This window comes from Candidatus Neomarinimicrobiota bacterium, assembly GCA_021734025.1.
Lineage (GTDB): Bacteria > Fidelibacterota > JAANXI01 > JAANXI01 > JAANXI01 > JAANXI01.
Window position 1 is genome coordinate 52,976 of sequence record JAIPJS010000013.1, and the last position, 22,656, is coordinate 75,631.

The 22,656-nt window shown below is 50.5% G+C and carries 7 protein-coding genes and 5 pseudogenes; 3 read left to right on the forward strand and 9 right to left on the reverse strand.

Annotated elements, in window-relative coordinates; translation table 11 throughout:
* Positions 1–23 precede the first annotated feature (23 nt).
* The 3 genes from K9N57_13130 to K9N57_13140 form a co-directional block, all read right to left on the reverse strand.
* Complete coding sequence (locus K9N57_13130; protein MCF7805128.1) at positions 24–1,253, reverse strand: efflux RND transporter periplasmic adaptor subunit; 1,230 nt, start codon at positions 1,251–1,253, stop codon at positions 24–26.
* Between the two features lie 449 nt (positions 1,254–1,702).
* The gene (locus K9N57_13135) at positions 1,703–3,055 is read right to left on the reverse strand and encodes a TolC family protein (GenBank protein ID MCF7805129.1); all 1,353 of its coding nucleotides are present in this window, start codon (positions 3,053–3,055) and stop codon (positions 1,703–1,705) included.
* 432 nt (positions 3,056–3,487) lie between these two features.
* Entirely contained in the window at positions 3,488–9,031 is a 5,544-nt protein-coding gene (locus K9N57_13140; GenBank protein MCF7805130.1) for a PQQ-binding-like beta-propeller repeat protein, read from the reverse strand.
* Positions 9,032–9,482: 451 nt separating this feature from the next.
* Here K9N57_13140 and K9N57_13145 point away from each other — a divergent pair, with 451 nt between their 5' ends.
* On the forward strand, positions 9,483–10,478 hold the full coding sequence (locus tag K9N57_13145; GenBank protein MCF7805131.1) for an acyl-ACP desaturase: 996 nt from the start codon (positions 9,483–9,485) through the stop codon (positions 10,476–10,478).
* Positions 10,479–10,556: 78 nt separating this feature from the next.
* Here K9N57_13145 and K9N57_13150 read toward each other — a convergent pair whose 3' ends face one another.
* From K9N57_13150 to K9N57_13175, 6 genes and pseudogenes are all read right to left on the reverse strand, one after another.
* Positions 10,557–10,895, reverse strand: a complete 339-nt coding sequence (locus K9N57_13150) for a T9SS type A sorting domain-containing protein (protein ID MCF7805132.1) — start codon at positions 10,893–10,895, stop codon at positions 10,557–10,559.
* A pseudogene (locus tag K9N57_13155) lies at positions 10,869–11,828 on the reverse strand (hypothetical protein). The gene K9N57_13150 and the pseudogene K9N57_13155 overlap by 27 nt, the downstream one beginning before the upstream one ends.
* 39 nt (positions 11,829–11,867) lie before the next feature.
* A pseudogene (locus tag K9N57_13160) lies at positions 11,868–12,413 on the reverse strand (hypothetical protein).
* Between the two features lie 285 nt (positions 12,414–12,698).
* A pseudogene (locus tag K9N57_13165) lies at positions 12,699–14,063 on the reverse strand (PKD domain-containing protein).
* Between the two features lie 18 nt (positions 14,064–14,081).
* A pseudogene (locus tag K9N57_13170) lies at positions 14,082–14,366 on the reverse strand (PKD domain-containing protein).
* A gap of 1,803 nt (positions 14,367–16,169) precedes the next feature.
* A pseudogene (locus tag K9N57_13175) lies at positions 16,170–16,592 on the reverse strand (PKD domain-containing protein).
* Between the two features lie 1,125 nt (positions 16,593–17,717).
* Here K9N57_13175 and K9N57_13180 point away from each other — a divergent pair.
* A complete protein-coding gene (locus K9N57_13180; GenBank protein MCF7805133.1) occupies positions 17,718–21,251 on the forward strand; it encodes an FG-GAP-like repeat-containing protein in 3,534 nt (1,177 codons plus the stop codon).
* Complete coding sequence (locus tag K9N57_13185; GenBank protein ID MCF7805134.1) at positions 21,248–22,633, forward strand: sigma-54 dependent transcriptional regulator; 1,386 nt, start codon at positions 21,248–21,250, stop codon at positions 22,631–22,633. The genes K9N57_13180 and K9N57_13185 overlap by 4 nt, the downstream gene beginning before the upstream one ends.
* Positions 22,634–22,656: the final 23 nt, after the last annotated feature.

The following is a 22,656-nucleotide window of genomic DNA, read 5'->3' on the forward strand; positions in this document are numbered from 1 at the left end:
ATTGCCCTGAGATATTCATCATATCACGAGTCCTGCGCATTGCCAGAATCGGAGCCTGCCACCCGTAACCCGGCACCTTCCACCACTGTGGACAGGTTGGTCGTTACGACTTTGTCATAAGCGTTCAATCCGTCAGCGATATACGCGTATTGGTTATCTTTAAAGGCAATATCAGCATTTTTAATATTCAGTGTGTCGCCTTCCATGATCCATACGGTATCGTCCTTGCGGACGTAATCCCGGTTCAGCCGGATGATACCGGTGAGCTCTCTGGCCTGAATGCGTGTTTCGACGAATGCGCCGATCATGAGGGTGGGAACGTCATCTGGGCCAGTCCGGTATGCCAGGGGATCATCCACTGCGACGAGCACCCGGGCCATACGGGTCTGGTCTTCCAACTGGCCGACCATCTTATATAGGTGGCCGGTTCGATAAACGCTGTCCGGCCAGGCGGTACGATTTCTGACTCTGACCGTGGAACCTGTCGTGTCGTCCGATTCCGGAAACCTGAGCCACCGAATATGTGACAGCGGAACCGTTGCCTCTACCCAGTAAGTGTTGAGTCCGACCAGTCGGGCCAGATTTTCTCCGGCGGAGACCTGCGAACCGATGTTCACGTTTCGGGTCAGGATATGCGCATCAAATGGAGCGATGATATACGTTCGCTGCAATTCGAGATTGGCCTGTTCCACCGCAGCCCTTGCTGACTCCACGGAAGATCGCGCGGCGTTCAGCTGCGGTTCCCGCAGCACAAGGGCCCTGTTCTCCGGAGAAAGTTCTTCTTCCAGGAGGTTGAATTCCTTTTCCGCCACGTCTTGTCGTCCCATCTCGAGTTTGAGGTCGGCGACGGCCTGGTGGAGTTCGCTCTCCCGCTGCTGGAGTGCATTTCGGTAGTCCGCCGGATCAATACGGAGCAGCGTATCTCCTTTTTCCACGAATCCGCCCGGCGTGAAATTTTCGGATAATGCCATGATTTCACCGCTGACCCGCGGACGCAGGATAATATCTTTGGCGGGAGTCACCGTGCCCATGGCAGTGATGGTCGGGCGAAAGGAGCCGGAATCCACCTCGGTGACGTTGACGAGCATGGCAGTCTGTTTGGTAGCGCCAACGCGCTCAGCGGTGGGCTCGGATGAAAATATGTAAATAGTGATCGCCGCGCCGACTAACAAAATACTCCCGGCAATCAGGAGTGTCTTTTTCCAACCAAAGCGGCCGTTTTCCGATGTCTTCGAATTTTTGTTGTCAGACATTTATTTGTCACCTTGTATTGTATTTTATAACCATGATAAAAATCGTTTCAATTTTTATCGCGTGATAACCTGTGTAGTTTTAATAATTGCACTTTTGGCCTGACCCGCTTGTGCAGGCTTGTATGGAACACTTGGACGTTTATACCTGGACGCTAAAAGTGCAGAAAAGGTCAAGGCTGCGTATTCCATTTCGGACATGCTATCTGCTCCCTCTGTGCCAGAATCAGAACTCCCTTGCTTCGTCAATCTTTGGAATTTTCCTGCTAACATGATGAAAGGGATGCAACTTAAATAACGGATATTTACAAACCGACCGGTCAGACAGCTGATTCTGGCTTCTCCTACGGTCGCCGAGCATGGTGTCGAAATGGAATATGAGGCCAAACTATCTATTTTTATTACTCCAATCATGGTCCTATACTTTTCACTAAACTTGCTTCCAATTACTCCTATGATTCATTACTACTTATTTCCCGTTCGGTTTCAAAGCCGCCAGCTAACGCCCGATACAACGCAACCCGGTATTCAATCAAAGTCAGCCGGGAGGACAGAAGACTTCGACGGAGTTGCTGCAAATCAGTCAGGGTCGTCAGCACGTCTATGTAATTCCCGACTCCATTAAAGTATTCCTGTTGCAACTGTTCATAGGTCTGCTCCGCGAGGCTGACTTGCTCTTCGATGCTGGCAACGCGTTCCGCCTGTTTGGCTTCCTGCACCAACGCATTTTCGACTTCCTGGAATGCCCTAAGAATGGTCTGACCGAATTCACTAAGCCGCTGATCTCTGACGGCCTCCGCCCGGTCCACCTCGGCCCGGAGCGCACCGGCATTGAACAGCGGTGCCACCAGACTTCCGGAAAGAGAGGTAACCCAGTCCTGGAAGAGATCAGTGGCGTTATCGCTGGAAGTGGAAGCCGAAACCGACAACGTCAACCTCGGAAACTGGTTGCTGATTGCCGCAGCCAGCTCTTCATTTGCCGCGCGTAATTCATTGAATGCACTCTGCACGTCGGGACGTCGTTGAACTAGCTCAGTTGGGACTCCGGTTTCCGGTAATGGGGGCAGAGACGGCAACGTGTGAGACTCATATTCTACTGAGCCCTGTGGCGACTCTCCTAACAGGACTGCCAGCTGATGCTCCAGCACCCGAATTCTGGATTCGGCCACGATGCGCTGTTCCCGGGTAGACTCGATTAACTGGCGCTGTCGCAGAATATCTGCAATGCGGATTTGCCCGCTACTAAATTGGGCTTCGAGGAGGTCCAGCACTTTGTTATTCGTCTCGATCTGTTGTTGCAACAAATCGTGCTGATTTTGTGCTTCCAGCAGCTGGTACCAGGTCCGGACGACCTCTGCCGAGAGGGAGAGTGCCGCGGTTCGGTAATCTGCCATCGAGGCCCGGGCACGATACTCTTCTGCCTGAACGCTGGAACGGATCCTGCCCCACAGGTCAACTTCATATACAGATGATAATCCCAGGCGAAGTTGCTGGCTGTCGGAATTCCCGGTTTGTGTGTATGTGCCTTCTCCGCTTCCTTCCAGGTCCGGCCAGAGATCGGAAGACGCCCGATCTGCAACGGCCCTGGCAGCACGAAGACGGTGCCATGCCGCTTCCAGGGAAAAATTAGATTGGAGCGCCCGCGATACCAGGCTATCTAACCGGGAATCATCAAATGAGTGCCACCATCGTGAAGGAATCTCTGTCGCGCCGGATTCGGAAAACGAGTCCGATACCTCAACTGGCAGACTGTCTGTCGCTGAGCGTGAAGTACAACCGGTCAGGAGCATCGCGGCCAAAAGCATAATTACAAGATTCCATCTCACGGAGGTGAGAGGAACGGATGTGACAGTTTTTGTCATTAATTTAGGAGGCAGCGTGCGGTTTTATACTGTCAGACAGAGAAAAATACATATTGTTAGGGGCAGAAGTAGTGGTATATACTGTCAACCCGAATTTCAATTGCATTCCGGTCACCGGGTCACCTGAATCCCCATGATTTTTAGAGCCTAAGAACTTTATTTTCATAGGTTTTATCCCTTTGAATTTATCACAAATTTCAACCTATAATTCAGTTTTATCTTATTCAAGACTCAAATAGTCATGTATAGATTATTATTAAGCAGCTATGCATAATGATTGCCCCGGAGAGAAGAGGAGGAGGGAAAGAGAATTGGGGTACTTGTGGGAGAGAAAAAATCCTTGCCGGGGCTGGATACCCCGGCAAGGATTGTGGTTTATTTCAGGAGGATCATCTTCCCGGAATCGGAAAATCCTCGTGTGCGAAAAGTGTAAAAGTACATTCCGCTCGGCAGATCCGCTGCATCAAAGGTAACCTGATGCTTTCCGGCAGGTTTATGGTCCTGGACAAGGGTCCTGACTCGTTTCCCGCGGATATCGTAAACCGTAATCCGGACATCGCCAGCCTCCGGCATATGGTACTGAATTTCCGTGGTCGGATTAAACGGATTCGGGTAATTCGGCAGCAGAGCGATCTGCTCCGGGACAGTTTCCGATTGGTCGTTACCGGTAGGTGTTCCACCGGTTACGGAAAAGATGTCGCCACTCTGGATATACGTTACTCCGGCAAATTCAGTGCCCGCAATTGCAGAGACCGTCTCGTATCCAGTGTCACCGGAGTGGAGTATCAGATACGATTCTAATCCTGAAAGGGCAGTCACCCCTGAGTTGCCGAATCGCACTTCTTTTAGCTTTATCCTGGATGAATTATCCAGTTCGATGACCTTGCCAAACGGCTGAGGAAGGGTCATAGATCCTTGCGATTCCACCCATCCGCTAAGCCGGTACGAAGTGGTATCCGTCAGTTCAGCCGCACCTTCTTCTGTGAACTCGTAAAGACGCAGGTCGTAATCCAATTCCACAGCGGCTTCCGCACCGAGTTCTTCCGGTAAATTCAGTGTCACCGGCTCATAGAACGTCACCGTCATCGGCTGGCTTATGTCCCCGAACGCCATCTCCTGATATTTTGCCACGGGAAGGGCAAAGCCGTTCTGGTTTTTCATCACATACCAGGTCTGGATTCCCGACATCTCTTCATAGTCATCCCAAACAATTTTGCTGAGATGGGTATAATCCGTCCGGTCGAATTCCTGTAACTGTTTTTTCAGCGCCTCCGGGATACTGTCGGCGGGCTGGCCGACGAGTGTTAACTGGCCATCGTCACCCAGGTCCTCTGACGAGAATACCGTCGACTCCACCGGAATATTCCAGGCGCTTTCGGTTTCGAGATGATACGCCTGTCTGATTTCTCCCAGCGAAGGCGTATGGTACGGGAGAAGAGAGCCGCTCCACCAGTCTTCGAAATCGAGATAGGACAAGGTTGAATATCGCACCGGATGTGTTGCACCCGGTTCGAGCAAATAATCATCCTGGAGGACAGGAACTCTCTGCAGCAGCGAGATCGCCTCCTGGGATTTCTGTCGCCCAAGATCCATCGAATAGCCGCCAGCCGATCCCATCATCAGATTGGCAATCGGGCCGTTGTTATTCGCCTTCGGATCAAGGAATCCGTTGGCGAACAACGTAACGGTTTGGCCAAACTGGTACCGCAGGTCGACCTCAAATTCCCTGAGTACTGTCCCGCCTTTGGCCAGCCCTTCGGGATCCGTATCCATTCTGACGGTATATTTTCCTGGTTCCACATTCCGGATATCCGAGAAGGAACCGTACTCCATGCCGGAAAACTGCGTTTCTGCTTCCACCAGCGTAATGGAGAGGTTATCCGAGTCTGTGATGAAGTTACCCGCCATTACCTGCACCGTTTCCAGATTGCCTGACATCGGACTCACACCTGACTGCATCTTGAGGTCCAGGGCAGTGGACATATTATCCGGGTTGGTAACAAACTCCTCCGGATTTTCAAGCCCGGAAACCGTGGCGACAAATGATTGTCCGGCTTCGAAGGTTGTAGTGAATTCGCCGATTAGCGGTTCGGTGGTTTCGTTTGCCATCACCGCTTCATATTGATCGATTTGGCTGGCCGGTAGGATTCCGATCCGAAGTGGGACTCCGGCTTTAATCTCCAAAAATCCTGAAATTCCGCCGGGCTGGGCCATACCGGGACCGCAGGCAGGAATAATCAGCGGGCCGCCTGTGCAGCCATCGCCACCGGTAATGTCACCGAGAATCGCCGGATCGCCAAACAAGCCGCCTTCCTGGGATTCCGCAATGATGATCGCTATCTCTTCCATCCCTTCTTTGCCGCCGAGCCCCAGCGCTGCAAACATACCACTGGCCGAACTGCCGCCGCCGATGGCATGGAGATACATATCATTGGAGCCGACATACAGCATATTCCCATTTAGCGCAGGTGATGACTGCACCGGCTCACCCGTGTCGATGCTCCAGAGTTTATCGCCGGGAGAGACCTGAGAGCTTCCGGTGTTGAGTGATGTAATGGCATAAATCCGCCCGTCATCGGAACCGACGTATACTATTTCCCGTTCTCCGCCCGATCCCTGATAGGCGTAGTAACTCACGGCGGGTGAGGACTGGACTGCATCATCAGTCTGGTAGCTCCACGCCACGGATTTGTCGCTGTTCAGCGCATAGACTTTCCCGTTGTCCGACCCAAAAAAGATAGTACCCGATTGTCCGATTGCGGGCGAGGACTTGACAGGCGAACCGGTATCATACGACCAATTCACGCTCCCGGACGAACTGATGGAGTAGAGTTTGGAATCGTTGGAACCGACATAGATCGTTCCATCGCCGCTTATCGCGGGAGAAGAACGCACCGGGCCGTCGGTGGAGACACTCCAGACCTCTGTGCCGGAGGAATCCACAGCATAGACGTTGCCGTTGTCGGAACCGAAATAGATAGTGCCATCACTACCGTACGCCGGTGAAGACTTGATTTCGTCTCCGGCCCCGAAGGTCCATTTGTGACTGCCGTCCGGATTGACCGCATAAAGGGAATCGCTGTTGGAACCGATATAAATTACTCCGTTCTCGCCAACCACCGGGGAGGAGACTATACTGTCACCGGTTGCAAACCGCCACTTCTGGTTCCCCTCGTGATCCAGGGCGTAGAGATGTCCGTCTGTTGAGCCAATATAGACGACCGGTCCGGCGCCCACCGCAGGTGAGGATTCAAAGTATTTTACCTGCTCGGGGAAAAATTCCCAGCGTTTACTCCCCTGAGGATCATACGAATACACGCCGTTCAGTGCGGCGATGTATACGTTACCCTGAGCATCCACGGCAGGCGAAGTGGGGACATCACCCTGGAGCAGGGCAGTCCATTGTTCATCATCTTCAATCGGTTCAGCGTTGAGATAGCCCGTATGATCCTGCCCCTGCCGGAACATGGGCCAGTCCGAGTCCGCCAGGTCGCCGCTTGTCCCGGTAAAATAGAGGCTTCGGTTGCTCGTGACACTGGTCAGCGATTCGGAATTGGGATTAAAGTTATATCCGGCCTTTATCGGGACAATCGTGCCGGAAAATCCGTGTTCAACTGTCGTGGAAAATGACCCGCTGGAGTTTGTGGTCACCGCTGAAGGAAACCCGGTGATTTCGACATCTTCCAGTGGCGTACCAGTGTTGCTATATGCATAACCACCAACATTGTACGTTTTAATGGTCCCCTGGAAATCCTGGGACTGATCGGAGGTCACATTGGAGAAGGAGGCATCCTGTGGCGAAAAGGTATAGGCGCTATGGTCCGGCTGGATTGTGCCGCTCCATCCCTTCGGTACCGGCGCTTCATAGTTCCCGTTGGCATCCGTATAGGCATCTTCCGGCAGGCCAAGAATTCTGACTCCCTGAATATCAGAGAACCCAGCGTCGTACACGTGGCCGGCAATCCTCGGCGCCTGCCGGACCCCGATTCGAAATGACATGCTGGTTTCATTGTTCCGGGTAAAATCATCCGAGCGGTACGTCGGAGTAGCCCGCATCGCCACAAAATAATTATCCTGAGGCGTATCCAGCGGGATATTCATAGTAAAATCACCGGAGAAATAGGTTTCGCTTAACAGCTCATACCTGCTGCCGGTCAGTCCACCCCAGTGGAAAGTCCCCATGAGGATATCGCTGTTGTCGATAAACCGATCCTTGCTGAGATAAAACTCGATGTCCACTTCCAGATCGACTTTGGACATATTTTCGACCGTGATGCCCTGCAGAACAATCTGATCGCCGGCGTCGTAGACCCATGTTGTATCACCGGCGGATTTTCCGGCCAGAGCCAACCGGAGTCCATTGTCAGCATAGTAGGATTCGATGCCGATATCGATGATTTCCGCTTCCGATGTTTGACTCGTATAATTCGCCCGGAACGCCTGGGCATCCACCGCATGGATACCCCACCCGTCCTCGACCAGGTTACTGCGAAATCCGGCATGCATTACCGAGGGATGGTCATAGTTATACTGTTCGTCCACGCCGTCCTGCCATCCCCAGGTATGGCCTAACTCGTGCATATTAATCGTCCGGTAACTGAAAACCAGCGTATCGTTGATTATCGGATCCAGGTTATCACTCCAGCTATAAGCCGGATTATGAATGACGTCGGTCTCCAGGATTTCGTTACAGGTCCCGCCAGCCCAAAAGGTGGTCTCAGTCCAAATCATCGTCTTTGCGAGGGCGCTTCCCCAGCTGCGGCCGTACACGTTGTCCAGGCTGCTCCCGGAGACAAAACCGGTGAATTCGTTCTCATCGTTATTGCCACCGAAGGTTCCGTCATCGGAGGCCATTTGATATGCGTTATCCATGAACATATTCCAGAGATCCAGCGCCTGCTGGTTCGACGTTGCCATCCCGTTAAACTGTTCCATAACAATGGGAAGATCCTGATAACCACAGCGTCGCAGCCGCTGGCCGAATGCAATGTCGGAGCCGTCGCCCGATTGCGTAGTTTCCGGCGGATTCAGGATTTTGCCCTGTTGCTGCAGGTTCTTTAATCCCTGCAGGCGCTGCATCAGATTCCCGGATGGTTCGTAGCCCTTTCCCTCAGGGATTTCCTGCTCTATGAGTTCTCCGTCCTGCTCCACAATCATGACGCCTTTGCCACCGAAACGGAGGGTGGGATCCGTCACTTCCGTCGTGAGAGCGTCATTCAGTATATAGTCCGTAAATTCCTCAACTGTCAGGATGTGCTGGAAATTGTTTGATCCGGTTGGATGAACCGTCGCAAAATGGTTTTCATCTGTGGCCTCAGGCGGTTGTTCTGTATGGAAATTAATTGAGTCCTGAGATTCCGCCCAGATCACTTCTCCGCCGGAAATGTCCGCAATGGTTCGGCTTGTTGTAGTTAAATATCCATTTTCAACGCCGGTAATTCCCTGACTGGCGGTGTTTAGCACGTACTGCTGCTCAGCAACTGAATCGGTCAGAACATTGAAAATTCCGTGGGAACCTGCTACAACCGGATTAAAATAGCTTTTTCCGTCGGCGTGGAGGAATACAATGTATTGCTGTTTCGTCTGTAACCGGGGGGATTCGCTGACAATGAGGGCGAGTTCTTCAATCTGTCCACCGGTGTAAGTGATTTCGATAAAGTCGCCGAAACTTCCCTGGGCCGATTCGCTCTGGTATACAATTTTGTCATTTCGAAACTGCACATCCGTGACAATAAGATTTCCTGCGTCATTAACCCGGCTTTCCTGTTCGAGAACCGTTCCCATGAATATGACATCAGCGGTTTGGGCTACCTCAGGTACGGTAACCCGGGGAACCTGCCCCGAAACTGAATCTGTGAATCCAAAGGTCATTCCAAAAAAGAGTGCAAAGGCAACAAGCCCGTAATGTATTGCGTTCATAGTGCTGGAAAATATTCCATCGTTTGATAGTGTGCCTGTTAAAATAGTGATAACAGTTTGTAGCATGTATAACATCCCTCCGTTTTATGCCGCGCACCGACGACAATTGCTCTTTGTTTCAGTCTCGTATGGTTAGGTGTCCATCAGGTTCTGTAAAGATGACAATTTGCATCATATTTACAGGAGGGGAAGACTAATACTCGCATTTCAAAAATTCAAGGTGACTCACGGTAATTTTGTGGAATATTTAACTTTATTCACCTGGTGTGATTTAAATCACCCCAGTAACAGGAAGATAAATTCAAAAAACTACACCTCACTGTTGTCGAAAATGGCGTTCCTGGGGCAGTAAACACATCGATAGATTCTTTGGAAAACCGCTAATAAATCGTTACAGTCCGGTAAAGTGTAAAACACCGAAAGCAATACATTTAAAGGAATATAAAGACCTATGAATACAATGACAGACCAATCCGAATCCGATTCCGGACTTCTCCGGGAGAAAACGGAGGTGCTCCGGGAATTGGAACCGCAAGTGGAATCCTTAATGGAATCTCACATCCAAAAACGGCAGATGTGGTATCCCAGCGATTTTTTACCCGCAGATGAACAAATGAGCGATGACGAAGAGCAAAAGAGGGAAAGTCTCAGGGATCGAGTCAGGAGTATCTCCGATCCGTCACGGGTGTCGGTGGCTCTGAACCTGTTGACCGAAGAAGGCCTGCCGCATTTTCATCGGATTATCTCCACCTACCTTGGGAACGAGAGTATTTGGAGCAAATGGAACTTTCTCTGGACGGCGGAGGAAGATCGCCACGGCAATGTATTGCGGGATTACGTCCGGGATTCGAGGCTCTTCAAATTCCGGGAAGTCGAAGAGATGCAATTCGACTACCAGCAGAATGGTTTTACGCCGGACTGGGATAAGGATCCGTACCGGGTATTTGTGTACACCACACTTCAGGAACGGGCGACACAGATATCCCATGGCAACACCGGCAAAAAGGTCGGTGACGAAGAACCGCTGCTCGGCGGTATTCTCCGGCAAGTTGCCTCGGATGAAGCCCGGCATTATGCATTTTACCGCAATGTCTTCAAGTCGATTCTCGAAATTGATCCGAATCGGGCGCTGCAATCGGCTGTACAAATTCTTCCCAGCATCGATATGCCGGGGCTTTCGATTCCCGGGTTTAAAAAGATGGCAGATACTGTTCGGAGAACCGGGATTTACGGTCCGTGGAATTACAAAAACATTGTTGAGGAAGTCATTGGATTTTGGGACATCGAAAATTTAACCGGCCTGAATGCCCAGGGGCGGAAGGTCCGGGATAAAATCATGGAACTGCCGTCGCGCCTGGAAAAGGTGGCAAAGTATATCGACCGCAAGAGCGGCTCCAAGACCTTCTCCTTCGACTTTATCGGCAACCGGCAGCTGGTGTTTGAATAGGCCGATACCACTGCATACAGCAAAGCCTCCGCACCCAGTGCGGAGGCTTGTACTGTACCCGGAGATCAAGATACTCCGTCACTTCATCAGCGTCACCTTCTGTACCCTGGAGTACTCCCGGGTCATCATCCTGACAAAATAAATACCGGACGGTAGTTGAGAGGCTGCATCCCAGCGAATAGTATAGCGTCCAGGTTCCGCATATCCATCGAATAACACATCCACTTCGTGTCCCAGGATATTATATACTGACACCCGCATTTCTGTGGCTTCCGGTACATCATACCGTACAGACGTCACCGGGTTAAACGGATTGGGATAGCACGGATGGAGCGTAAATTCCGACACGAGCAAATCGTCGGGATTTTCACCTTCGATGCCAACCGGTATTTTACCACCGGTGGTTGTCTTGAGCACTGCACCGTTCTCCCCAACAGTCCAACCTGTTTGGTTATCGACGAAGTAGACCGCGTTTAGATCAACGCTCGTAGGACTGTCCTGGCTTTCCCATGTAGTGCCTCCGTCAGTAGTGACTAATATTACTCCGTCATTGCCGGTTACCCATCCGTAGTTGGCATCGCTGAAATTCACCGCACTGTATAGTGGGTCATCAAAGCTGCCACCTTCATTAAGAAACGACCAGGTTTGACCACCATCAGTCGTTCTGATGATCATGGCCTCTGCACCAACAGCGAACCCGGTGGCGGCATCACCAAAATAGATGCCATACAGATTCCTGTCTTCCGGCGTGGATTGCGCATTCCAACTGTCTCCACCGTCCGTCGTATACAGGATTGTGCCGTCCTGTCCGCACACCCAGCCGGTCTCAGTATCAAGGAAGTAGACATCCTCAAGGGTAACCGAGGTTCCGGATGACTGTGTGGACCAACTTGCGCCTCCATCTGTGGTGTGAACAATGGTGCCCTGATAGCCGACCGCCCAGCCGTTATCTTCGTCAACGAAGTCTACATCCCACAGCAGATTTCCCGTACCGCTCGTCTGCTCATTCCAGTTTGCTCCGCCATCGGAGGTGTGGTAGATCTTGGCTTCGCCGCCATACGGCGCATGACCTACCGCCCAGCCCATGCTGATATTGACAAAGTCGATCCCTTCCAGCATGTAATGGGCTGGCGTTTCCTGCTCTATCCAGGTTATCCCGCCGTTGGTGGTCGCCCAGATATTATCCATCGATCCAACAAGCCAACCGGAGTTTTCGTCGATGAATATCATATTGGCAATATTTTTCCGTGGCAGAATGTCAGAGGACGATTCCGTCCACTTGTCTTCGGCAAATTTAAAAATTCTGCCGCCAACCGTGACGATCCATCCGGTATCGCCGCCAAAATCCATATCCTGGATTTCATAATCGTATATTTCCGGAACATCCAGGACGTTCGTCCAAGAATTTCCGCCATCGGACGTATGCCGAACAATGTCCTCTGAACTCACCCAACCGGTATTCCCATCCTGGAAACAGAGCTGCTGGGCATTGTCGACAGGATAGTTGGTCACTTCGTTCCAGGACTGGCCGCCATCGGTGGACTTATAGAGGTAATTCACGCCGGCGAAATATCCGGTAGAGGCGTTGGAAAACTGGAGGTCAGTCACCAGGATATCCTCGGTATTTACAATTTCCATAGGGTTCCAGGTGTCGCCCCCGTTTGAAGTCCACGCAACATAATCCCAGCCGCCAACCCATCCGTTATTGGCATCGATGAAATACACAGAATGGTAGTTATCGGCGAATCCGGCATCCTGAGCAATCCAGGTTGCGCCACCGTCTGTCGTTTTACTAACACTACCGTTGCTACTATAACTGCCATCCCCGACAATCCAGCCGGTGGCCTCATCTGTGAATGAAACTGAATTAATATTATAGTTAAAATTAATCGTTAACTCGGTCCAGGTCGCACCACCATCAGTGGTTTTTAACATCACGCCTGGTTCACCATAACCAGGATTATTGCCACCGATATAACCCGTTGAAGCAGACGGGAAATCCACATCTTGCAGGTATTCATTTGTGCCACTTGGAATAGTTTCCCAGGATTTACCGGCATCGGTGGTTCTGAGAATGAGTCCGCCAGCACCCACTGCAATCGCTGTTGAATTATCGATATATTCAATTGCATTGATGTCATTTGCCGTGGGATACGGATTCTGCATAAACCAGCCGCCCGGATCTTTGCTCTCTTCGTATGTGACAATGAGATTTTCCCTGGTGAGCGTATCCGTGTCCGAACCGGCCGACACCACCAACTGAACGGTAAATTGGCCGACGGATGTGTATTCGTGTGTCGGAGACTGCTCGGTACTGGTGGAGCCGTCACCGAAATCCCAGTTCCAGCTTTCGGGATCACCCATAGACTCATCCGTAAACCTGACAGTCAGCGGCGGGATCCCGGAGACGGGTTCGGTAGTAAAATCGGCGATCAACTCCGGAGCAGTGGTCGGACTGGAAATGGTGATTTCCCGGGAATCGCCCTCGTCAGTGGAACAGTAATATGTGCCGTAATCCGACTCGGAAATATCGTAGATCGTCAGTATATCCAGGTCCTCATCCGGAACAGGATTTTCGTCTTTATACCATTGGAAGTCGCTGGTGCCTGTCATAGCCCACATGGAAACTTCCGACGACGTGAGTACCGCATCCTCCGCATTAATCAATACCTGATCAACGGTACTCATCAGATCCAGGTCGGCGGTGATGGTGCCTTCATTTATAACACTGTCACGGAAGGTCACACCGAAAGCGTAATCCAATTCGGGATTTTCCCGGATAACGCCGTAATTAACAAAGGTTCCCCAAATCTCCGGCCAGTCACTGCTGTCCAGGTTCTGGAGTGTATCCTGGAGAACCACCGAATCGCCGTCGAAGAACACGGACGTCGATTCAATCTGGATAGTCTCCTGTAACACGGCATCGGAGACGTATGTGCCGTAGGTCATATACGCACCGTCCGTCATCGCAACGCTGTTCCCGTTCGCGACGATCTTGATGTAGTTCGTTTTTGCATCCGCGCCTGTGAGGGTGAGGTCAAACCCCGAACCGGCCGGCAGGATCAGCTTCCCGCTGTTTTCTTCATCATAGAAATATAACATCACATCGGTGAGTACCAGGTCCGAGCCGGCAATTACGCTGCTAGTGCTGTCCTCATCCCAGAGATCCACGCCGATAAACCCGGCATCCTGAGACATTGAGATCGTCTGATCGCCAGAGCCGGTGAAGAATATCCGGTTGTTCGCAATGGTTCCGTTATTCACCAAATCACCGTTCAGGTCGATATCGTAACCGTTTATCTCCTCGGGATTATCCCGGATAACTCCGTTATTCGTCAGCGATCCCATAACGGCGAGATCATCTGAATAGTGACCGTTGTTGAGCAGGGTATCCCCGGCATTGACGGTCAAATTGTTACAGCTGTCTTTGAGAAAGACCTCCACGTTGCCATCGATCACCACATCATCATCCTTCGACGGTACAACACCGCCAATCCATGTGGATGTTTCGTTCCAGAGGCCTCCGGTGGCCGTCGATACAATGGCATCTCCGGCGGTGACCGTGATAAAATCCGTTTTGGTCATCAGATCCGAATTGTCGCCGTCGGACACCGTGAGCGAGACCGTGTGGGTTCCGGCTGAGGTATATTCGTGCGTCGGATTCTGATCGGTGCTGGAGTTACCATCGCCGAAATCCCAGTCCCATGAGGTGGGGGAGCCGGAAGATGCGTCGGTGAAATTCACCGTCAGCGGTGCGGCGCCGGCAGTGGGATCGGCTGTAAAATCCGCAACGAGGTTCGTGGTTCCATCGGTGACCATAATAAAATCCGTTTTGGTCTCCGTATCGCTAGTGGTACCGTCAGAGACGGTTAACGAAACGGTGTACATTCCCTCCGAATTATAGGTATAGGCAGGATTCTGGTCATCGGAATCAATCGTCCCGTCATTGTTAAAATCCCATTCCCAGCTGGTTGCTCCGGTGGACTGGTCGGTGAAGTTCACTTCCAGCGGCGCTTCGCCGGAGGTGACGTCTGCGGTAAATGCTGCTGTTACTGAAGGCGCATCGCCTGTGATGGTGATCGTTCTGGAATCCCCGGCATCGGTGGTGCAGTAATATGCGCCATAGTCCGCAGTGGTCAGCCCCTCCAGGAGCAGATGATCATTGATTTCTCCGGTGATAGCGCTGGAGTTCAGATACCACTGGTAGTCGCCAGTGCCCACCATCGACTGAAAATCAACCTCGGCAGCAATTGCATTTCCGCCGGTTAACGTGATCGTCTGATTGGCAGAACCGTTTACGTTTATCCGGTAATTGGCGATATTTCCGTTATTGATCAAATTTCCCGGTAAATCTATGCTGAAATCATATCTGTTCGGATTGTTTCGGATGAGTCCGTTGTTGGTGAAAGTACCCTCAATCTGGAGATCATCGCTATATCCCAGATTCTGCAATGTATCCTGCAGAATAACGGACGGCCCGGTGAAGTAAACGTAATCCTCATCGATCTGGACGATACCTTCCAGGGTAATATCCGCCAGAAAAGTGTAGGTGGAGAGATACGCCCCATCCAATAGCTTCAGGCTGTTGCCGTTTCCGGTCAGATTGAGATAGTTCGTTTGGCTATCCTCGCCAATGAGAACCAGGCCGAATCCACTGCCAGCCGGGAGGACTAACTCACCGGTATTATCCGAAGCATTGAACGAGATTTCGGTATTGTGCAGGATTAAATCCGACGCGGCAATAATTTTACTAGAATTATCCGGATCCGCCAGGATAACACCGGTAAAATCGGCAGTAGAGGACATGGAAATAGTCTGATCCTCGGTGCCGTTCATGGTGATTTTATAATTGCGGATGCTTCCGTTGTTGATCAAATCGCCGTTCAGATCAATATTAAAATCGTATCCGTTCGGACTATTTCGGATAACGCCGTTATTGTTGAGCACCTCTTGTACCTGCAGATCATCGCTATTGCCGTAATTCTGCAGCGTATCTTCTATCACGACAGACGGGCCGGTAAAATAGACGTAATCGCTCTCGACCTGGATGGTCCCCGTTAGGACGATATCCGCAAGATAAGTATCTGATGACAGGTACGCCCCGTCGCTCATATTGAGACCATTACCATTTCCGGTGATCTCGATATTACTGGTATTGGAATTCGCACCGGAAAAGCTCAGGTCAAATCCTGAACCGGATGGTAAAATGAACGACGTCGGATTACTCGAGTCGTTGCCGCGCAATTCTGTGTCGGTGAGAAATAAATCGGACGCCGCGGTCAGGGTGCTGGTATAGTCTTCATCGACCAGGTAAACCCCATTAAATTCTGCTGAGGTAGTCATGGAGATAGTCTGATTCGTAGCGCCCACAAATGAAATCTGTCTGTTTACAATACTTCCTGCGTTTACCAGGTCACCGTGGAGATTAATTGTAAAATCATAGCCTTCAGGATTGTTGCGGATTGTACCGTTATTCGAAAGCGAACCGTTGACTTCCAGATCATCGCTATACCCCAGATTCTGCAAGACCTTTCCGGTTTTGATAGTCAGGTCGTTACACGGGACGTCGCCATCCACGCTGACGGTGCCATCGATAACGACATTATCGCTTGCCGTCGGTACCACGCCGCCGACCCATGTGGTGGTTTCGCTCCAGCTGCCGCCAGTGGTCGTTGAGGTGATTGCCTCGCCGGCTGGTTCCGTCACGACGATATAGTCGGTCTTGGTTTCCGTGTCACCTGTCCCTGATCCATCGGTTACGGTCAGGGAGACTGAGTAAGTCCCGGCATCGCTGTAGGTATAAGACGGATTGGCATCAGCAGTCGCATCCAGTGTCCCGTCATTGTCAAAGTCCCACTCCCAGGTAGTGGCGCCGGTGGACTGGTCGGTAAAGTTGACCGTCAGTGGAGCAGTACCGGAGGTGGCGTCGGCGGAGAAGTCGGCGAGGACTGTAGGTGCACCTTCTTCGGCGATTAACAGAAAATCATCGGCGAATAAATAATAGTCATCCACAGAAACACACTGCAGTGCAAGGTAGACGGATTCACCGGTATAGCCTGTCAAATCGTATGTATATTGAGTCCAAGTGGCTGAGGCGTTTGTCACCGATCCCAGAGTCACGGAAAAGCCTGACAGGGCATTGCCAGTGGTGCTCAGCTTGACGTTAAAATCCTCCAACCACGAGTCAGAATGAGAGCGTGCCCAGAGGGAGAAAGTGATATTTGTGGCAGTGGATGGCAGCGCCATCTGCGGTGTGATGAGCCAGTCGTCGTTGCCCGAAGGGTTGAAAAGCACACCGACGCCACTTGTACCGGAATGGGCAACGTCATAGGTGGCGTCTTCGTTGTAGATGCTCCAGGCATCCCCATCGTTATCGGCATAACTCCATCCGGTCAGGTCCCCTTCAAAACTTTCATTCAATAGCGTATCATTACCGGCATAGGTAATTGCGGATTCAAATTTTTGGGTTTGAATTTGTGGGATTGATTTTACAGGTGTTATCGTTTGTTTGCCAATCTGTGCAAACAACATTCCTGTGAAGACTAATAACATTACCAGTAAGTATCCGAGTTTGTTTTTCATTGTTTTGCCCTATCGGTTTCGAATTTCTGTTTCACATTTATTTCGAGAAGTGGCCCTTGCCGATATATTCCAGCACCCACTGTGGTGGAATTTGATCTATGCCTGTTGTGCCTATGAAAATATTTGTCATCTTTGATTTTTAATTTCATTTTTAAGCCTGTTGTATATGTTAAAACGGGATTCCCTTGTCCTGAGACGGCTTTCTACCGGGATAAGGAACACCACAATGTTTGCAAAACTTGGCATACGGATTATCGATTGCCTTGTCGCATTCCGGACATGTCTCAATAAGTTCTGCGCCACACAGGGAACAGTACTGATCGGTTTCTTGGACATTGCAAAAGAAGTTGCACTCGGGGCAGATGCGGTAATGTTTGTTCTCCACGTCGTCTTCCCATGTGTTCGTTAATTCGGTTTATGGAGTCGGACCGTGGTCCCTGTGATTTAGGACACGGAGTTCAATGCTCTTGATTCCATCACCTTCAAATGGTATACCAAATAAGTACGGGTAGAGCGTAAACGCATTATTTATAATAATTTGCAATAGTAATAGACTTCTGACTACTCGCCGACCGTGTTGCGTAACAGGGTAACACTGTTGCTCCGGACCGCAACAATTAGGGATTGCTTCGCCTGTGAGGACTCGTAAATTTTATTGTGAGAAAACTTTTCGCTGTAGCGCTTGCCTCCCTTTGGTGCATCTCGACATCAATCCTGTACGGAGCGGGATCGTGGCAAAGTATGTCGCCACCCCGGCCGGGGATGGATTACCTGATTGTTTCTGCTGAGTCTGTCGAGGATTTCTGGGTATTTGAGCGAGGGGAGCGGCTCCTGCATTATCACAACCGTACTTGGAGTGTTGCGGAAAAGCTACCGCAATCCGGAACCGCCCATCGCTTTATCCGATCCGGTGAGAACCAGTTTATCTGTGCGCTGGTGGACTCGGCGTATTCCACCCATTATTACGAATTTTCGGGTGATTCCTGGCACAAGATGCAATCGGTAGCCGATGTGCCCATGCGCAAATTTTATCGAACTCCGGAGGGGATAGTCTACTCATTTGGTGATTGGGGACGGCTCCTGAAATTTGCTGACGGATCCTGGGAAAATTTCAGTACCCCGTTTGAGAACCATATCACCGCAATGACGAGGGATTCTTCCGGTGGACTGTGGTTTGGTGTCCGTGGTGAAGGGGTTTATCGGTACTATAATGGTCAGTATCGTTATTATTCGACACCTGAAGATTTGCGATACGATATTCTTCAGTTTAAATGGAATGGAAACCAGCTTTTGCTTTTGGGGGCGGATGCACAAATTTACGGGGTTTTGGGGGATTCAATATCTCTTATAAATAGCGAATACCGCGGTATGGAGCCCGGTAGAATCCTCAATACAAATATCCAGCCGGGATTTTTCTTTCAAAGCAACGGGAGGCTCTATCGATATACGGAAGCCAAGTGGGTGGGGGAGACAGTGCCTACAAGACAGCGAATACTTAGTGTACGGGTTTTTGGCGAGGACAATCTGCTGGTGACTACGCGGGATGGCTCAATCTATATCCGTGAGTCTTCGCCAACGCTTTATTTTTTGGACCGCGGCACCGAGGCCTATGTCGAAGGAAACCTTCTGGACAGATCACATGGAGCTGCCTTTATCGATTTCAACAACGATGCATTACTTGATCTGTTTGTGCAAAATACCGGGCAAAGTCAGTTGAACCGGGTATATCTGAATTCAGGGGATCTGGTATTCTCGGAAATTTCAAAATTTACGGGGTTGGATACCCTCTCCGGCGCTACGCATTTCACCTTTGAAGATTTTACCAAAGATGGCCTTATCGACGCAGTCTTCGCAACGACAACGCCGACTGACAATGTTTTCCGGTTTTACCGTGGATTGTCCGGGGCTCGGTTCAGTCAGTATTCTGCAGTCACTCTATCTCTGGCGGATGTAGAATACCTGAGGGACATGGAGTGGTATTACCCCGATTGGAAAGCCCGGCCCCATCTGTTGACGGTGTTTTACTATTCGGATAAAAAAGAACCAGGGACCACACGCCGAATCAGGCAAACGCGGTTTGGTTCCTTTCTTGTCGCCGATACGACAGAAAAGCCGCAATTTACCGGCTGGAACCGGAATTTGTCTATGGCGGATTACGACCTGGATGGAGCGCCGGACTTTTTTATTTCCAACTATTGGCGTGAGAATCGGATGTTCCTGTCAAGGCAGGACATCGAATGGGAGGAGTATGGGATTCCCAGGTTAGATTCCACCGAGCGAACCAATACCCAGAGCGCAATTTCAATAGACTTCGATATCGACGGGGATCTGGACATCATTGAACAGTCCGAAGAATTCGGTGTCAGGCTCCTTAGGAATATATCGGTGTCCGATACATTTCGACTTGAATACCAGTCGGATCTCCTGCCGGATATTCCAGGGAAAAATATCACTCATCTCAACTCGGGCGATTTTAACAACGATGGCTTCCCTGATTTGTTACTTCTCGCCAGAGATGGAATGGCTGCCATACCGGTCATTTTATTCAACGAGAGAGGGGAGCGGTTTGCACGCCTGGATTATGACCTCGGATTCATCGAATCCGGCATACGCGGAACCATCGTGGGGGATGTCGATAACGATGGTGACCTGGACATCTTTGGTATGGGTGATGGGGCAAACCATTTGTGGATGAACCAACTGAATACACAAACTTTTCTCGGGATCAGCCTGCAGGGGAGCCGTTCTCCAACATCGGGCAGGGGAGCAAAAGTATGGCTGTACAGAGCAGGTTTTGTCGGAGAGTCCGAATTTTTGGTGGGATACCAGGAAGCCGGAACAAGCCCCTTCGAAAATACCATGCAAAATAGTTCTGTCCTCCATTTCGGTCTGCCGGATACGGGGCAATATGCCGTACGGGTTGAATTCCCCGGTGGAACGAAGAAAACGATTGGCAGCATCTCAGCGGGATCCCGTATCACTGTCCAAGAGTATAATCGTATATTTTCGGCTGTTTATCTGCTCCCCGGAGCATTACTCTCGATGCTTCGGAACCCGAATCTTTACTACTACGGATTGCTTTTTCTATTGGCAATGAGCGGTACATACCTCGGCACGACCTTTGGAATTCGTGAATATCACTGGAACAACCGCCTTGCTGTGCTCCTAATTATCGTCAATTATACCCTGTTTTGGGTGTTAGTACTCATTCTGGCTGAAGAGCCCCCGGCACTGAAATTCGGGGTGCCACTTGCTACGGTACTGGTGGGGCACCTGCTTCCGCTCGGGTTGTCTTATCAGGTTCAGCGGCGGGACAGGCAAATGGCTGGTGATGCCGCACAGGAGAAACTCCTGGAGCTCCTTCGACAGTTCCAGCATGGTGAATGGGCCCTGAGTACGCTGAATAGCCTGCTGCTTTTAACACGAAATGTCACTCAGAAGGATCGATTAAACACAAAAATAATAGAGCAGATCAATGACCGAAGTGAAGCATTTCGGGAGAATATTAGCCCACATCTCAGGGAAATATTTAAATTCGTTACACGGCTGGATTTTGAACCGGAGCTCATTGAAGACTATGGCACCGGAATTCAACGGATAGAAACATGCCTGAGTGAAGTGGGAAATCCAGAATTAAGTACACAGGAGCGGCATAGGCTTTACGCGGAAATTGCGGAATCAATCCTGGACCTGAAAGAGTACCTCCGGGAACTCCGGGAGACCGTGTTCAGGGACTTTTCCTGCGATGTGATCGCCGTAATTCACGATGTAACGGAAGGATTGGCACCGGTACTGGAAATGGCCGATATTACCTTATCCAGGAGGACGGACACGGATGAGAATCTCTGGGCGCTCATCCCCTCGTACGAACTAGCCGGAATTATAGACAACTGCGTGACGAATGCGGTGAAAGCCTCTGAAATGGCAGAAATTCGCCGTATTGAGATACAGGTCAAACATGTTACGCCAAAGATTCGCATATTGATAAAGGATTATGGTCAGGGTATTGCCGATGAAATCCGGGAGCAGGTGTTTGAAAGCGGATTTTCTACCTTTGAGGGCACCGGGTTCGGTCTGTTCCAGGCCAGGAAAACCCTTGGAAAATATGGCGGGCGAATTGAGATACACGAGACGAACTGTAACAGAGGCACAACCATGCTCCTTGAATTGAATGAAGGTGTGCAGCCATGAAATCACAATTATTGATTATCGATGATGATGAGCAATTTGTTCAGGATTTGTCATTGTTGCTGGAAATGCACTATCAGTGTCGCAAAACCCATACGCCGGCTGATGGGCTCCGGGAAATTCGGTCACAGGAACCGGACGTCATTCTCCTGGATCTTATGCTGGGAGACAATCAAAACGGTATCGATGTGCTGGAGCAAATCAAGCGGATTAATGAAGATATTCCGGTGATTATGATTACTGACCACAGCTCAATCAAAACAGCAGTACAGGCAATGCAGAAGGGGGCATTCGATTACATTTCGAAGACGCCGGACATGGAAGAATTGTCGCTATTGATTCAAAAATCTCTGGAGCAACGGCGGCTGAAAGAACAAGCACAGACTCTGCAGGAAGAGATCCAGTCGGCATATCATGAGATGATTGGGATATCGGAAGCAATTGAAAAAGTTCGGGAGAAAATCCATCTGTTTTCTGCTTCGCTCAACACGGTGCTCATCAGCGGGGAGAGTGGCGTCGGCAAGGAATTGGTGGCGAGGCAAATACATCAGCACAGCCAGCGAAAGAAAAAGCCTTTTATTGCGCTCAACTGTGCGGCGATTCCGGACCAATTGCTGGAGAGTGAACTTTTCGGGCACGAAAAAGGCGCCTTTACCGGGGCCGAATCACGCAAAACAGGCAAATTCGAAATTGCGTCAGATGGAATCGTATTTTTTGACGAAATCAGTGAACTCTCCATGGAATCCCAGGCGAAGTTGTTACGTGTGCTCCAGGAAAAAGAATTCGAGCGACTTGGCGGCAACACCATCATCGAAACCGACGCAAAAATAATCTGCGCCACAAACCGGGATCTGAGTGAACGGGTAGCCAAAGGAAAGTTTCGCGAGGATCTGTATTACCGCCTGGATGTATTACCGATCCAGGTCCCACCGTTGAGGGACCGACCGGCAGATATTCCATTGCTGGCTGACCATTTTGTGAAACGAGCATGCCGTGAAATGAAAAAGCCATTGAAGGCGTTCTCATCCGCTGCGTACGAAATACTCCAGCAGTACCCCTGGCCCGGGAATATCCGGGAGCTCCGGAATTACATTACCCGGGCGGTTATTTTAACTGAAGGAGACCTGATAGGCCCCGACGATTTACCGATGCTCAGTCATCAACAACTTAACTCCGAGACCATAAGCCGTAAAATCCCGAAAACCTGGGCGGAGATGGACGAACTCCGGAAAGCGGTGGCCGAAGAGGCGAGCCGGTCAGTAGAGCGGCGATTTATTTCATATCTGTTAGAAAAGTTTGACGGAAATGTCACTAAAGCAGCAGAACACGCGGGGATAAACCGCACGAATTTCCATAAGATAATGAAGCGCTGCGGAGTCTCTTAGCGTGGAAATTCCACAAGAATAGA